Source organism: Pseudoalteromonas sp. NCCP-2140, assembly GCF_023708065.1.
In the GTDB taxonomy this organism is placed as follows: domain Bacteria; phylum Pseudomonadota; class Gammaproteobacteria; order Enterobacterales; family Alteromonadaceae; genus Pseudoalteromonas.
Window position 1 is genome coordinate 611,927 of the sequence record NZ_BRCZ01000001.1, and the last position, 13,113, is coordinate 625,039.

At 40.6% G+C, this 13,113-nt stretch carries 11 protein-coding genes and 1 riboswitch; of the genes, 6 read left to right on the forward strand and 5 right to left on the reverse strand.

Annotated features, from left to right (window positions below):
• The first annotated feature begins 452 nt into the window (after positions 1–452).
• Entirely contained in the window at positions 453–1,025 is a 573-nt protein-coding gene (locus tag NFU46_RS02900) for a hypothetical protein (protein WP_251599546.1), read from the forward strand.
• A gap of 109 nt (positions 1,026–1,134) precedes the next feature.
• On the opposite strand, the gene NFU46_RS02905 is transcribed toward NFU46_RS02900, so the two are convergent.
• The gene (locus tag NFU46_RS02905; protein ID WP_251599566.1) at positions 1,135–2,331 is read right to left on the reverse strand and encodes a site-specific integrase; all 1,197 of its coding nucleotides are present in this window, start codon (positions 2,329–2,331) and stop codon (positions 1,135–1,137) included.
• Positions 2,332–2,468: 137 nt separating this feature from the next.
• Between NFU46_RS02905 and sbcB the strand changes: the two genes are divergently transcribed.
• The gene (sbcB, locus tag NFU46_RS02910; RefSeq protein ID WP_251599569.1) at positions 2,469–3,920 is read left to right on the forward strand and encodes an exodeoxyribonuclease I; all 1,452 of its coding nucleotides are present in this window, start codon (positions 2,469–2,471) and stop codon (positions 3,918–3,920) included.
• Between the two features lie 36 nt (positions 3,921–3,956).
• Here the strand turns inward: sbcB and NFU46_RS02915 are convergent, their stop codons facing one another.
• The gene (locus NFU46_RS02915) at positions 3,957–4,838 is read right to left on the reverse strand and encodes an NAD(P)-dependent oxidoreductase (protein WP_105174004.1); all 882 of its coding nucleotides are present in this window, start codon (positions 4,836–4,838) and stop codon (positions 3,957–3,959) included.
• Positions 4,839–4,952: 114 nt separating this feature from the next.
• On the opposite strand from NFU46_RS02915, the gene NFU46_RS02920 reads away from it, so the two are divergent.
• Positions 4,953–5,468 (forward strand): glutathione peroxidase, encoded by a 516-nt coding sequence (locus NFU46_RS02920; protein ID WP_054551485.1) that lies wholly within the window; start codon positions 4,953–4,955, stop codon positions 5,466–5,468.
• Positions 5,434–6,417 (forward strand): 2-hydroxyacid dehydrogenase, encoded by a 984-nt coding sequence (locus NFU46_RS02925; RefSeq protein ID WP_251599885.1) that lies wholly within the window; start codon positions 5,434–5,436, stop codon positions 6,415–6,417. Before NFU46_RS02920 ends, NFU46_RS02925 begins: the two co-directional genes overlap by 35 nt.
• Before the next feature lie 112 nt (positions 6,418–6,529).
• On the opposite strand, the gene NFU46_RS02930 is transcribed toward NFU46_RS02925, so the two are convergent.
• Positions 6,530–7,855 (reverse strand): sodium-dependent transporter, encoded by a 1,326-nt coding sequence (locus NFU46_RS02930; RefSeq protein WP_175081010.1) that lies wholly within the window; start codon positions 7,853–7,855, stop codon positions 6,530–6,532.
• 148 nt (positions 7,856–8,003) lie between these two features.
• On the opposite strand from NFU46_RS02930, the gene NFU46_RS02935 reads away from it, so the two are divergent.
• On the forward strand, positions 8,004–8,741 hold the full coding sequence (locus tag NFU46_RS02935) for a 4'-phosphopantetheinyl transferase superfamily protein (protein WP_251599573.1): 738 nt from the start codon (positions 8,004–8,006) through the stop codon (positions 8,739–8,741).
• On the opposite strand, the gene lysC is transcribed toward NFU46_RS02935, so the two are convergent.
• Together lysC and nhaD are read right to left on the reverse strand one after the other, a co-directional pair.
• Positions 8,718–10,097: a lysine-sensitive aspartokinase 3 gene (lysC, locus tag NFU46_RS02940; RefSeq protein WP_055020817.1), complete on the reverse strand. Its 1,380-nt coding sequence runs from the start codon at positions 10,095–10,097 to the stop codon at positions 8,718–8,720. The two genes, NFU46_RS02935 and lysC, sit on opposite strands and share 24 nt — an antisense overlap.
• Before the next feature lie 81 nt (positions 10,098–10,178).
• Positions 10,179–10,351: riboswitch (Lysine riboswitch) on the reverse strand.
• Positions 10,352–10,439: 88 nt separating this feature from the next.
• The gene (gene nhaD / locus NFU46_RS02945; RefSeq protein ID WP_251599577.1) at positions 10,440–11,690 is read right to left on the reverse strand and encodes a sodium:proton antiporter NhaD; all 1,251 of its coding nucleotides are present in this window, start codon (positions 11,688–11,690) and stop codon (positions 10,440–10,442) included.
• Between the two features lie 148 nt (positions 11,691–11,838).
• Here nhaD and NFU46_RS02950 point away from each other — a divergent pair, with 148 nt between their 5' ends.
• Positions 11,839–13,113 (forward strand): hypothetical protein, encoded by a 1,275-nt coding sequence (locus tag NFU46_RS02950; protein WP_055196777.1) that lies wholly within the window; start codon positions 11,839–11,841, stop codon positions 13,111–13,113.

A 13,113-nucleotide genomic window follows, 5' to 3' on the forward strand; every position in this document is an offset into this window, starting at 1 on the left:
CAACCACTATTCCCACAATTTCATATGTGTCTATTTTAGCAATATGCGTATGTTAAATTATGATGAGTAGTTCAACTTGAGCGAAGAACGGACGGTAACTTTCTCGTGAATGTAAAGAGCTCTGACATAATACAACATAACACCAACCCTCCAATTTACTTATCATCAAAAATAACTTTTTAGTCACTAATGTGAGTAGCCTTATACAACTAAGTTTATAGGTAATGGGCTCTCGACTATCATTACAAGTATTTTTATAAACCCTTCTCAACTTTGGTACACCCAGAGCTGTTGCAAGTTGTGATGCAGGTCTATTTAGGTTAGTGTAGGTTTTTAGTAATTTTTACACTTTATTAGTTTGTCTATACCAAAGTCATCTTCTACCTTAAAAAGTAGCGTACTTAACAGGCTCTCACTAATAAATTATCAGGCTGATAGGAAACCAAACAACCATGGATGAAAGAACAACACGCGACCTACTTTTAGCGCTCGATAGTGATTATCAGCAATGTTCTGAACAAATTATTAAACGTCTCGATGAAGGTGATAAAGGAGATGATGGTATTACTCGCGCTGATACCGATTTTGATGCTAGACAATTAATTCGTTCTACATTTGCATATATTGAAGGCGCAATGTTTGTGCTTAAGATAGAAGCTTCATTCAATGCGGATGAAAAAGGGGTTGAACTGTCACACCAACAGCAACAGTTTATCTTTGAGAGAAGTTTTAGCCTAAATGATAAGGGAGATGTTTGCGAACACGATGCCAAAATTTCATTAACTAGAAATATAAGGTTTGCATTTTCTGTATTTGCTGAAGCAAATAAAATAGAAAACATTTTAGATGTAGGATCTAATTGGTGGTCTAAATTAAAAAGCTCAATCAAAGTAAGAGATAGGCTAACTCATCCACGCTTTCCAGTTGATCTGGATGTATCTCCTAAAGAGCTAATTGATGCAATGTCAGCAAAAAATGGGTTTGATGAAACCCTATATAAGATGATCAAAGCAAGCAAAGCCTAACAAGAGATTATGACAATACCTCCCACTGCTTTTGGTACCGTAGAAGAGACCAGCTGTAATTGAACTAAGTAACAACATGAAAAAGTTAATTTCAGAAATTTAGAAATAACTAATTTGAGCCAAATATTAAATTACAATAAAGCTCATAACCTTCTCTTTGCTCTTTCATCCAATCATGTTTGTTATACACAGCCATAACACCACGCATTGTATGTCCGAGCATCTTTTCTGTTACGTGTGGCGCAACACCATGCTCACTAAGTAACGTGGATAATGATCTGCGCGCATCATGTGGTATGAATTTAGGCATATTGTATTTTTCAAATAGTTGCTCCCAAACACGACAACAATAACGGTTAATGCTATGTGTGGTCATTGGTTTTCGTGGGTTGCTACCTGGTATTATGTATTCAAAGTTTCCATAAACAGTTGTAAGCTTGTTTAATATCTCTTTCATCAAGCTTGAGATTGGCCGCCTTATAGCTTTATTGGTTTTTGAGTTTTCAGGTGGCACAGTCCAAACGTCATTCTCAAAATCAAAATGCTCCCACTTAGCTAAACGAACCTCAGACTGACGAGCGCCAGTTATAAAAATAAGTTGTAAACAAGACTTAGTTGCAAGCGTTGCTCTGGTTGATTCGATCTGCAACCAAAGTTTAGCTATTTCATCCAGCTGTAAAACTCGTTGGCCTACACTCGCCTGCTCACCTACATCACTTACATTTAGGTTTAACACCGGATTAAAAGGTTTTACTAGACCTCGCTTTTCAGCCCAACCTAATATTGACTTTATACGCGTTAAAATTGTGCCAGCAGTTTTAGGACTGCCATCACGCTTAACCATATCAAAGTATTTTACCCAGTCATGAATAGTCATATTGTCGACTGGTAAAGCTCTATCGTTTAAGTAAGGAGCCACCCATTTTTTTACATGGTTTTTGTAAAGTGTTTGCGTTTTCTCTTTGAGGTCTGGCACACGAGTAACCACCCATTCATGAGCAACTTCTGCCATTGTAGGTAAACCCTTTGCATTGTTACGCATTAGCTTTAATTCAAGGCGAGGGTCTTTCTTTTGACTAAGCCAGTTTTGAAACTGTGGTATGTACGATTGCGCTTCTTTAATAGAAAGGCCAGGGTAACGCCCAAGTGTGATGATCACTTGTTTGCCATCAACTCGGCAACGATATTGCCAAGTAATAGTTCCTTTTGCTGATATCCTTACACTAAGGCTATCTCTGTGCGATAATGTGCTGGGCTCTTGGTTCTTGCCTAACAAATTTCGGAGTTTGGTATCGCTTAACGGCATTTAATTTTTTATACACACTTACAAAAAAATTTATACACGATACTATACACACATTGGGATCATGCAAGAAACACGAAGTAACTAGAAGAACTAAAAACAAGCCCAAACGCATTGAATTTAAAGGCTTAGGATATTGCATGGCAAACAGAGAATACTACGACACACCCCCAACGATATACTGGCACGACTACGAAACATTTGGCGCAAGCCCGCAAAAGGACCGCCCAAGTCAATTTGCAGGTATTCGTACCGATCTCGATTTAAATATTATTGGTGAGCCGTTAATTGAGTATTGCAAGCCAGCTGCCGACTACTTGCCACACCCTGAGACGTGTTTAATAACGGGTATTACCCCGCAAGTTGCGATGCAAAAAGGCTTAGTCGAAGCTGAGTTTATGGCAAAGATCCATGCTGAATTTAGCCAACCTAATACCTGTGTTGCGGGCTATAACAGCATCCGTTTTGATGATGAAGTCACACGTTACAGCTTATACCGTAACTTTTATGACCCATACGAGCGTGAATATAAAAACAATAATAGCCGCTGGGATATTATTGATTTAGTGCGTGCCTGTTATGCACTACGCCCTGAAGGCATTGAGTGGCCGCTCAAAGAAGACGGTACACCGAGCTTTAAGCTCGAGCATTTAACCGTTGCCAATGGCATTGAGCACGCTGCCGCTCACGATGCATTAAGTGATGTAACGGCAACCATAGCGTTGGCAAAATTAATAAAAGAAAAACAACCTAAGTTGTATCAGTTCTTCTTTAGCTTACGCTCTAAAAAAGCACTGGCTGATTTAGTTGATGTATTTAACATGACACCACTGGTGCACACTTCATCACGAATTCCGGCAAGCCAAGGCTGCACCAGCTGGATTGCACCAATGAGCTTTCACCCAGTCAATAAAAACGCCATTATTTGCTTTAATTTAACTGAAGATCCGCAAGTTCTATTAGATTTATCAGTTGAAGAGCTACGCACGCGTCTTTACACAAAACACAGCGACCTTGGCGAAGACGAAGCACCGGTAGGCTTAAAACTCGTGCATTTAAACAAGTGCCCTATTCTTGCACCAGCAAAAACCTTGTTACCAGAGAACGCAGCCCGTTTAGGTATTGACCGCGAAAAGTGCCTACAAAATCTCGCTATTTTAAAAGCCAACACTGAGCTTCGCGACAAAGTAACCGAAGTGTTTAACGAGCAACGTGATTACGGCGAAACCACTAACCCTGATTATCAACTTTATGATGGTTTTACCAGCCATGCTGATAAAGCAAAATTTGCTATGATACGTGATGCAAGCCCTGAGCAATTAGCCTCAATGCAGCTTGATTTCGATGATAAAAAGTTTGCTACCTTATTATTTAGATACCGCGCTCGAAACTGGCCACACACCCTTAGCCAGGATGAATTAGCCACTTGGCGTCAGTATTGCCAAAACAAGCTAATGCATGGTGAAGATAGCCCGTCGATCAGTGGCCAAGATTTCATGATCACCCTCGAAAATCTAGCCCATGAAAATGATGATAACGAGAAAAATCTGCATATTTTAAAAGCCTTGTACAATTACGCACAAAGCATGTAAAAAACGCGACAATTATTGTCGCGTTTTTTATGAATATTACTTTTTATGTAACGCTTCTATACGCGCTAATAAGCTTGAGGTGTCGTAGCGGCCGCCGCCTAAAGCTTGTACATCGGCGTAATATTGATCAACTGTTGCCGTCATCGGCAAAGTTGCGCCGTTTGCCTTTGCCTCATCCAAAGCGATGCCTAAATCTTTGCGCATCCAATCAACAGCAAAACCAAATTCGTATTCGCCAGCCCACATTGTTTTGTAGCGGTTTTCCATCTGCCATGAGCCTGCAGCGCCTTTAGAGATGGTTTCAATTACTTTTTCACCATCAAGGCCAGCTTGTTTTGCAAAGTGTAAACCCTCAGCCAAGCCTTGTACCACACCCGCAATACAAATTTGATTTACCATTTTACAAAGTTGACCAGAGCCTACTTCACCTAATAATTGGCTAAAACGGCTAAAAGCAGCCATAACAGGTTGAACAACATTAAAATCAGCTTCGTCGCCACCAACCATCACGGTTAATACACCATTTTCTGCACCAGCTTGGCCGCCAGAAACCGGCGCATCTAAAAATGCGATGCCTTGTAATTTTGCTTGAGCGCCAACTTCACGTGCCACTTCAGCTGATGTTGTAGTGTGGTCAACTAAATAGCTGCCCTCATGCATGCTTGCTAGTACACCATTTTCACCATAAACAACTGAACGTAAATCATCATCATTGCCTACACACATGAAAACGATATCAGCCCCTTTTGCGGCTTCACTTGGCGTTTCAGCGTATTCACCTTGATACTCTGATACCCACTTTTGCGCTTTAGCCGTTGTGCGGTTGTAAACTGTCACACTGTGACCTGCGTTGGCAAGGTGACCCGCCATTGGGTAACCCATTACACCTAATCCGATGAAGGCGACTTTCATTGACATAAAACTGACCTATTTGAGTGATAAATTAGTAACAATTTCATTATCTCAACCGAATAACTAAAAAGCGAATGAAAAAAAGTTCATTTAAACCGTTTAAAAACACACAGGTAAAACATGGATAGTATATATCGTTTCAATGCCCAACTTGCTTCTGGTGAAAACTTTAGCCTTGAATCGTTACAAGGAAAAACAGCGCTTATCGTCAATATTGCCAGCAAATGTAATTTTTCAGTGCAAATGGCAAGCCTTGAAAAGCTGTATCAAGAATATAAACAGCAAGGTTTTACCGTACTCGGTTTTGCCTGCAATCAATTTGGCCACAATGAGCCACTTGATGGCAATGAGCTTAAAGCCTTTTATCAGCAACACTTTGATGTCAGCTTTCCTATTTTTAACAAGGTGTTAGTCAACGGCCCAGACGCCCATCCTTTATTTAATTATTTAAAGTGTCATACCCGTGGAATTGCACAAAACCGTGCAATTAAATGGAATTTCACCAAATTTCTTATAAACTCAGAGGGTCAACTCGTTGCGCGATATGCCCCGCGCACCAAACCCGAAACCCTCAAAATGGTGATAGAGAGTAATTTAAATGATGAAACTGGCCTTATTCAGTGCGCAAAAGTATGAGCAACCGTTTTTTGAAAGGAATCTAACTGAATACGCTGAGTCTGTTTCGCTCAGTTATTTTGAGCAATCCTTAAACAGCAATACCACGCCCCTCTGCCAAGGTTTTGATGCAGTGTGCGTGTTTGTAAACGATACGGTCGACAAACACGTCATTGCAGATATGGCGGCTGTTGGCATTAAAGCAATCTTATTACGTTGTGCAGGCTTTAATAATGTTGACCTTGATGCTGCCAAAGAGCATAACATCAAGGTTTGCCGCGTGCCCGCTTACAGCCCAGAAGCAGTAGCAGAGCATTGTATTGCCCTTATGCTAACGCTCAACCGAAAAACCCATAAAGCCTTTAACCGAGTACGTGAAGGCAACTTTGATTTAAACGGTTTACTTGGTTTTAATCTGTTTAAAAAAACTATTGGGATTATCGGCTGTGGCAAAATCGGTTTAGCGCTAGTTAATATCTTAAATGGCTTTGGTGCTAAGGTACTCGTTTGCGACCCAATGGCTGGTGAAGGCCCTTACACACTATGCGATTTAGACACATTGCTTACCCAAAGTGATGTCATCTCTTTGCACTGCCCGCTCAACGAGCACACCCATCATTTAATTGATGCTAGCGCATTTAAGAAGATGAAAGACGGTGTCATGCTGATTAACACCTCTCGTGGTGCACTTCTTGATACTCAAGCATGTATTCAAGCGCTTAAGTCTAAAAAGCTTGGACACCTAGGGCTTGATGTGTATGAGCAAGAGTCAGAGTTATTCTTTAAAGATCACCGTGAAGAAATCATGCAAGACGATATTTTCTCACGCCTTATTAGCTTTCCAAATGTGTTAGTGACAGGCCACCAAGGCTTCTTCACCCAAGAAGCACTTAGCGAAATAGCCTGCACCACATTACAAAGTGCTAATGAAATAAGCCAAGACTTACCACTAACTAACGAAGTTATTTAAAGCAAGCGCACCTTAAATTAAAAAAGGCGTGAGGTTTAAACCCCACGCCTTTTACTTTTTTCTTTCACCTTGAAACTAGAAACTTGTAACTCGCAACTAGTAACTCGCCTTTCTATTTCAACAACGCCACGTTCACAAAAACCGCCGTCATTAATAACGGGCACACAAAGCGAATGTACTGGGCAAACCAATAATGAGGGCCGCTCGATACTTGATGCAATTTATTACCACGCTGCCATAACCAGCCAACAGTAATGAAATAGAACAGTCCCATTAAAGGTAATTGGTACTGTGTAAGCACCATTATGACTAAACCAAATAACCAGTCAAAGTTTAAGATAATAAGTGATGAGGCAATAAACACGATTAGGGTTACAAATAAGGTTGCTTTTTTACGCTCTACACTGTGATTCTCAACTAAAAATGCCACTGGAATTTCGGTCGATGAAATAGTTGATGTCACTGAGGCAATCGACATTAATACAAAGAATAATAAGCCAACGAGTAAACCCACTTGACCCATAGTGCTAAACAGTTCAGGTAAAATCGCAAAAATTAACTGCCCTTCACCCACCAGTTTACCGCCGCTAAATACCTCTACACCGTTATGTTGAGCAACAAAAATAGCCGGAATAATCAATAAACCCGCTAAAAAGGCCACACCAGTATCAAGCAGTGCCACAGTGCCTGTTAATTTAGGCAGGTTCGCATCTGGTTTTAAATAAGAGCCGTAAACCATCATACAACCAACACCTAACGACAATGAAAAGAACGCTTGTCCCATTGCCGCAATAATTAAGTTTGCATCAAGAATTTGACTAAAATCTGGCACTAAATAGGCTGCAAAACCATCCATCGCACCATCTAGGGACGCGATATAAGCAATTAACGCCACTAATAATACTAGCAATAATGGCATTAAGCGACGTGACCAAGTCTCGATACCTGATTTAACGCCTTTTAAAATAATACTCGCAGTAAGAATAAGCATCAGTGGTGTAAACACAAAATTACGTGCCATCGAGTCACTGTGTAAAAAGTTACTTAACTCAGTAAAACCAAAGAAGCTTGCGAGTGGCTCAAGCGCATAAGCGAGCATCCACCCTGCAACTATCGAATAAAAGCTTAACATCACAACCGCACCAAATAGGCCAATATAGCCTGCTGCAGCGCCCACTTTAGGCGCTGTGTCTTGCCATGCATTAGATAATGCTTTTACTGGGTTCGCTTGCGCTTGGTGACCTAAATACAGCTCAGTATACAGAGCCGGAAGCGCTAATAAGAAGATAACAATGAAGTAAACGAGTAAAAATGCACCGCCGCCATGGTTTGCCGCTTGTGTTGGAAAGCCCCAAATATTACCTAAACCTACCGCCGCACCAGAAGCTGCTAAAACGAAACCTAATCGACTTTGAAAGCCGTCACGAACTTGTGCCATACATCTACAAATCTGTTATTATTTTTCCTCATTAAACCATAATTACAGTCAACTGCGTAAACTATTTGCGTTTGTTCGTGCCTATAAATGTGCATCTGCTGTAAAAATAAACAAAACTAAATACGAGCCTTCGTGTAAGCGTTAAACCATGAGCAGTCACTACTTTTCGAATACTCTTATCATCGGGCAACAAAGCAAGACAACAGCCAAAAAAATTATGCTGATGGATGCAACACGTATTGATGTTGCAAGTTTACCCGTTGATAAATTACTCAGTGAGTTTGAATTAAGTGTGCTTGAAAAACGCAAAGTCCCTGCTGCCAAGCAAGAGTACTTAGCGACTCGCCTAACGTTAAAGTATTTGTATCAACATGCTTACCCTCATGATGATTTAGCCCTCAATGAAATATCGAGCCAGTTTGATGACAAAGACAGTAAGCTTAAATTACATACCCCAGTTAGAGAACCTGTGTGGGCCTGTTTATCACATTCAAATGGTTTAATTGGCGCAGCCCTTAACCCTGAACAACAGCTATTTGGTTTTGATATTGAACAAAGCAGTAAGCCTCGCCCTTTTATCAAACTCGCCAAGCATTTTTATCATCAAGATGAAGTTGACTTAATTAGCCGTTTTGATGCTCCCGATGAACAGGCACAGTGCTTTTTTAGAATTTGGACATTAAAAGAAGCGCTTGCCAAAGCAAGTGCTCAGCCTATTGCGAAACTACTTGCCCCTAATGTATTTGAAGAATTGAGCAAACATAATTTCAGCGCGAGTAGTAACTCTATTGAAGGTTTTGATATAAGTGTTGTGGCACAAAAAAGCACTGACTGGCAGTGCTCTTTTATTAATTTTAACGACCTACGCCGCGACTTGGCTTTCTAATAGTCGGCTATGAATAGCCTGCACGACTTCATCTGACTCGCTTTGCTCAACTAAGAAGCACAGGTTATGTTTACTTGCACCGTGGCAAATTAAACGAATATTAAAATCACTCAATACCTGCATTAAATTCATTTCTTGCTGACGTAATTGAATTTCAGAACCAATTAAAGCCACCAGCGTTAAGTTATTCTCAACCGACACATGACAAAACTCAGAAAGCTTATCTAAACAAGCTTGATCAAGCTCAGGACGTGATGCATTCGGCGCGTTATCTAAAGTGATTGCAACACTGATCTCGGAGGTAGTAACCAAATCAACCGAAATATTAAACTCACTTAAAATGGTGAAAACACGTGCTAAGAAACCACTCGCTAGGAGCATTTCTGGGCTTTTAACCGTTAACAGAATTTGATTTTTACGCTGTGTTACGGCACGTATACCTGGTTGCTGAGATTTTTCTTTTTCAATCCATGTACCACCTAACTGTGGTTCACGACTTGAACCAACAAACACACTAATATGGCTACGGCTTGCAGGTAAAATGGTTGCAGGATGCAGTACTTTTGCACCAAACGTTGCCATTTCGGCCGCTTCATCAAAGCTTAAGCGTGCAATTGGGCTTGCTTTAGCGCATAAACGCGGATCAGTACTGAAAATACCCACAACATCGGTCCAAATATGCACGCTTTTTGCGTTAATTGCTTCTGCTAGTAATGCAGCACTGTAATCTGAACCACCACGGCCTAAGGTCGTTGTTTGATTGTGCTCATTGCTACCAATAAAACCTTGAGTTACCACAACATGGTCATCAAGTAATGGCACTAAATGCTCTTTAGCAGCCGCAGCGGTTGCTGCAACATTTGGGGTAGCTTTAGCAAATTGACTATCTGTTTTTAGCACTTTACGTACATCAAAACGCACCGCATCAAGACCTTGCCCGCGTAATACTTGAGTAAATAAATACGATGATAAACGCTCGCCAAAGCTCAGTAGTTCATCTTGATCTGCTACTGACTTAGCCCCGTCTGATGCTAGCTTTTGAAAAGCCTTAAGCGTTTCATTAAAGCCATGAGCTAAATCAGCATCCAGTGACAGCTCTGCCAAGATTGCTTCTTGAATGGCGACAACGCCAGTAATGTGCTCATCACGTTCAGCCGCACTCAAATCAGCTTTACACAATGCAACTAAATGGTTTGTCACGCCCGCACTGGCACTCACAGCAACTATACGTACTTGATTATCAGCACAAATGATTTCAGCGCAGCGGCTCATAGCATCAAAGTTAGCTACACTGGTGCCACCAAATTTTGCAACAACGTAATCTGATTTTGTGTTGGCGGCTAATTGGGTATTCATGTCGTCTCCTTTTGTGGAAAACTATCCACAGTAATTCAAGAAGAACTCGGCAAGGGGGTGCTTTGAAAATAAAGAGTAGTCCATGCCAGAAGCTCTCCACCTAGTTTGGTGACAGTTTTGAGGATTCAGCCCCATAAACCGAAAAATAACCGTGACGTCCGGTTAATTTTCTCGGCGAGTACTTCCCTCATTAATGGTCATTGGCGTTCGTCACCTCACATTAATTACCTAAGTATCGCACCTCTTCTGAATGTTAAGTTAACACCTGGTTAAAATAACAAAGCCTGCTGTTAAAAGCAGGCTTCGAAAGTTAACGTTTAGACGTCTAGCTGTCAAGTTGTTTTATGAAATTAAACTGCCAGCTAAGTGCGAACCGTAATAACCAACGGTATAAGCAATTAATAAATAAACCGACATTTTAAGATAGCTCATAAAGGTTAGTGCTTTTACCTTACTCATGGCAATAATACCTGCCGCAGAGCCGATTATAAGCATTGAGCCACCGACCCCAGTTGCGTAAGTAAACGACAGCCATTGCTGAGGGCTCATCACAATATCAGCTTTTAAAAGTGCTGCTGTTAGAGGTACGTTATCTACCGCCGCTGATAATAGCCCCATCAAGTAGTTGGCATATTCCGGTGCCATCAACTCATATAAGTGAGTAAATTTAGCAAGCATACCAACTTCTTTTAATGCGCCAACGAGTAATAATACACCGACGAAGAACAATAAGGTGTCGTATTCAATTTCACGAATATAATCGATGATTTTTTTGTTAACGTCTTTTTTGCGCATTAAGAATTGCGCAACCAAAAACATCAGAGATAAACCAAATAAAAAGGTTAATAACGGCGGCACACTATAAAGCACACTCAAAGTTAACGTAGCAATAATCGTCGAGAAGAAGATAACCGCAATGGTAATATCTGTCTTTTCGATACGACGGGCTGCTTGCTTTTCAAACACAACATTACCCGACATACCCACCGACAACATCGCCGCGAGCAGTGCAACACTTGTCAGAGCAGGGGCAATTAATAATAGTAGATTAGCAATAGTAACTTTTTCGTCTAAGAAAATCATCAGGGTTGTAACATCACCCGTGATCAACGACACCCCACCCGAGTTAACACTAAATACAATTAAGGTCGCATATTTTATTAATTTTTTAGGATCTAACTTAAGTGACATCACCACCGCAAGCGAGATTAAAGTCGCGGTTATGTTGTCTGATATTGATGAAAATAAAAACGCAAAGCCACCAATCAGAAACATCAGCTTTCGTTCACTGATTTGACTTGGCATAATTTTATGAACAATATTCTGGATAAAGCCTTTAGAGTTTAAATAGGCTACAAAGGTCATCGCAGCCATTAAGAACAGCCACAAAGTCGCGATTTCTAATATGTTATGATCCAGTTGATGTTGTATGGTTTCTGGGCTTTGCCCATGAATTGGAGAGATAAATAAGATAATCCAGCATAAAGTGCCAAAAAAAAGCGTCGTTTTGGCCTTGTTTACATGGATAATATCCTCTATAACGATAAGCAAAAATGCCACCGCTATCAGGGTTAGGATAAGTGGGGTTACCATGGTGTTTGAACAACCTTTATAATAATGTAAAAATTGTAATTCGAGTGTTTCGGCGCGGATTCTAGCAGCATAGAAAGCATAAAACTATTCTCAATTACATAATTTAATACTAATCGCTAACACCAAAGTCTGAATTTACTGGAGCCTTATGATCCCAGCTAAAAAGTTATTAAATACCCTTACTGAACATTGGGGGGTGTTAGAACTGCTATTTAAACGTTTTAAGATGGCTGATTTCAGCTTGAAAGACGTACAAAATGCGATAAAACAAAAACAACCTTCATGGTCAAATGAACGCATTTATAAAGAAACAAATCGTTTGTTGAATCAAGATATTATCATTCCACTGGCAAAATCATCGCAGTTAGAAATTAACCGTGCGATCGCCGATTTTGCGACTTTCTTGCTACAAGAAGAACACTTAGGTCTTGCCCAAGAAATTAGTGTGCTTGTTGATGATTTAGCTCGCCTTGGTAATCGCCTTGCTAAAGCCGGTGAAATTGAAGATTACGACGAGCTTCGACGCTTTAGCCGTATTATGGATGATCGGGTACGCAAAATAATGAAATTGTTTGCCCACAACGAAAACGCGATTTTAAATATTGTTGAGCAAGCAAAAGCAGACAACGCGGTGCAATCACTGCAAAAACGCTACCAGGCTGTAATTGAAGCATTCGATGAATACATCGAGCCTATGCTGGAAATGGTGGATATTCGTGGTGACTTCCACGCTTGCTTTAATACCATCGAAGCGCAAATTAGCGCGCAAATAGAGCAAATTGACCGCCTTGGTAAGTCATACCAAGACAAACGCATGCTTGAACAATTACGTACCCGCATTTTAGAAATGCATTTAGTTGGCCGTGAAAGTTTACGTAAAAGCGCCGATATGTTGATGCCACTGCGTGAAGAATTACGCCGCAACAACCTAATTACGCGTCAAGCGGCTAAAGTGCTTGGTTTAGTGCGTAAAAATGGCGTCGATAACATGTTAAGTGCAGTACAGCCTAACTTTGTCTCAGATGCACAACGTTTTTCACTTGGTCAGCAACGTCATATTGTGGCCTATATGGCAGGCTTAGTTGACTTTGAGCACGATGAATATCAGCTTCCTGAACATGATGATGTGCCCGCCTATCAAAGCCCACATATTCCTGATTACAACGACGTTAAAACACAATTTAGAAAACGCTTTAAAAAAGCCAGCAAAAAAGCTCAGCCGCTGCTTAGTTTCTTAGATGAAAGCTACCCAGACTTAGAAGCTGACGAAATGCTGTTCTTGTATCAAAAATTGATTAGCGATGGCGACCTTGAAATTAGCCAAAGCCAAGAGAAAGTAAAAATAAAAATTGCCCAGCAACACTTCTCTCTTTACCCATTTAACTCATCGATTGCTGACGATAAAAAAGCAACAGAGCAATAA